At 49.0% G+C, this 2,391-nt stretch carries 1 protein-coding gene and 1 pseudogene; both read right to left on the minus strand.

From position 1 onward, the window contains the following. A partial coding sequence (locus GEV47_RS19295; RefSeq protein ID WP_153236422.1) for a type VI secretion system Vgr family protein occupies positions 1-1,094 on the minus strand: 1,094 nt, incomplete at its 3' end. A gap of 714 nt (positions 1,095-1,808) precedes the next feature. Further along, positions 1,809-2,391, minus strand: a pseudogene (locus tag GEV47_RS19300) (IS3 family transposase); the annotation flags it as partial.

The raw sequence follows: 2,391 nt of genomic DNA on the forward strand, positions 1-2,391 counted from the left end.
TCGGTGGCAATAATCAGATAGTCGATATTGGCCGCAATGGTCGGATGTTCAGTCTGTCGGTAGGTACAACCGGCAACCATGCCCCGCAATACACCACTGCCCTGTGAGCGCTGTGCGTCATTGGCCAGACGTTCACGATTGAGACGCGCCAGATAACTGCCGTCTCTCAGTGGTTCGTTCTGGCTTTGTTGTGCCCCTGCTTTGGCCTGCACATAATTGGTCTGGTGGTAGGTATACACTTCAGCCTGACCGGCCAGCTTGGGATCGGTATTGCTCACATCCCAGGTCGCACGGGGACGGGTGTAATCATAGTCGCGTGCAGAAAATACGTCCGCCGTAAGCATACGTGTTGGGGTCAGCTGGCTGATGTACTCCTGATCGATTTTTGACCTGTCGTTGCGGAAAGGTACGGTCACATAGGTCTCAGGATTGGGCTGATGTGCTTGATTAGCATCGGTCAGTATCAGCGTATGGATGCCGTCTTTATGCTCAAAGAAATAGTTAATCCCAAAGCGCTCCGTCATTCTGCAAAAGAAGGCGAAATCCGATTCGTTGTATTGGGTGGTGTAATCGAGTACCTGATCGTAAGGATCGAACAGGCGCTTATCGACGGGGAAATTATACCTAGACAGCACTTCGTCGATGATTTGTAGCGGCGTCTTATCCTGAAAAATGCGGCAGTCGCTACCTAAGGCCGCTAGCTTGAGCCACGGTGCCAGCGTGATGGCATAATACACATAACGCCCGACCTGACGCGCTACTTTGGCGGCGGTAATGATGCCGGAAATTTCGCGCTTGCCTGCACCAACGTTACCCATGCCACTATTACCAACCATGCCAGCGACGAACGTGCCATTGCCCTCCAACGCAATTTCCACCGTCATCACTTGACCGATGAGTTCCCGCAGATCGATATCCGCCGCTGGCGCACCGATCTGCGCCAGACTGTCCGGCGTCTTTAACATCACCTCGTAAGAATAAAGGTTGTTTAAGGCTTCCTTACCTTTTATCGATGCCGCGATCAAACTGGGTTGATTAAGGATGGTTGGGATAGCTGGGCTGATTGCGGTCAGTGTGCGTGCTGCAGTTAACATCGTGAAAGCTCCTGAATGTTGTATTTATTTTTTGATCATGCATTAAAATTTATGCAGAAGGTGCGATTAAGTTTCTTTAAGGCATGATTTAACAACAATTCACATTAAGCACTGTCCATTGGCACATGAAGCTAGGCGATTGTTTTAACGCAATGCGAAGGTGCATGGCCAACGGAGTGTGAACCTGAGCGCGCGACTAGCTAACGCGGCAGTATTGGCCTGTTCAACCTGATCAACGATGGGCGGGATAGCCCATTTGGTCAGACCAATGAAGATGGAACGATAGTTGTCCACTGTCTTGACGGCAATTCAGGAAGTAACGGACGCACCATGCATCGTGCCGCATTAACGCATGCGACGGCCCTTTAATACTCAGCGCTGAAATACGATGCAAAGTGCGTCATTTTGCGTCACGCTGACGCAACCTATTTCCCCGCACACCCCGCGTGGCTTGGAGGTTTGGCGTTTTAGCGCACTGCGTTAAAAGCAGTGCATTTAACCTTCAGCACAGGCGTGGGGGGACTACGGAGTGCGGATCGTTGCCAAGGGTATTTTTATTTGAATATTCATTGATATCAAACGCAAAAAAACACACGGCGACTTAGATACATGCTCTAACGTGTATTGTTCAAACTTCACGATCTCTTCTCCCATCCATTCGTTGTGACCTTGCCCTTCAAAACCGTATCCCATAACTGAGAATTTTTATGCGACCTACTGTTGTTTTGCAAGCCAGTTTTTCTCGAAATTCATGGAGCTGACGTAACCAAGTGTTGAATGCTGGCGACGTGCATTATAAAAGTTTATCCAATCAACGATCTCATCTTTTGCTTCTCGTTGAGTAGCAAATTTTTTGCCATGAATACGCGCCACTTTCAGCCCCCCCCCATAAACTCTCAGTTGGAGAATTGTCCCAACAATTTCCTTTACGGCTCATCGAAGAACGCATGCCATACGCTGTCAAGCTGTCTTGAAATAGCTTGCTGCAATACTGGCTGCCACGATCACTATGGACGATGAGCCCCGCTTTGGGTTGACGTCGGAACCAAGCCATTTTTAACGCATCATCGACCAACTCAGCTCGCATATGATTTTGCATAGACCAGCCAACTATCTGACGACTGTACAAGTCCAGCATCACCGTTAAATACAACCAGCCCTGCTCAGTATGGATGTACGTGATATCAGTGCTCCAGACTCGATTCGGCGCTGCTGGCGTGAAATTTCTTTCCAGCAGATTTGGTGCAACTGGCAAACTATGATGAGAGTTGGTAGTAGCAATCCATTTGCGTTTATG

This window comes from Glaciimonas soli, assembly GCF_009497155.1.
In the GTDB taxonomy this organism is placed as follows: Bacteria; Pseudomonadota; Gammaproteobacteria; order Burkholderiales; family Burkholderiaceae_D; genus Glaciimonas; species Glaciimonas soli.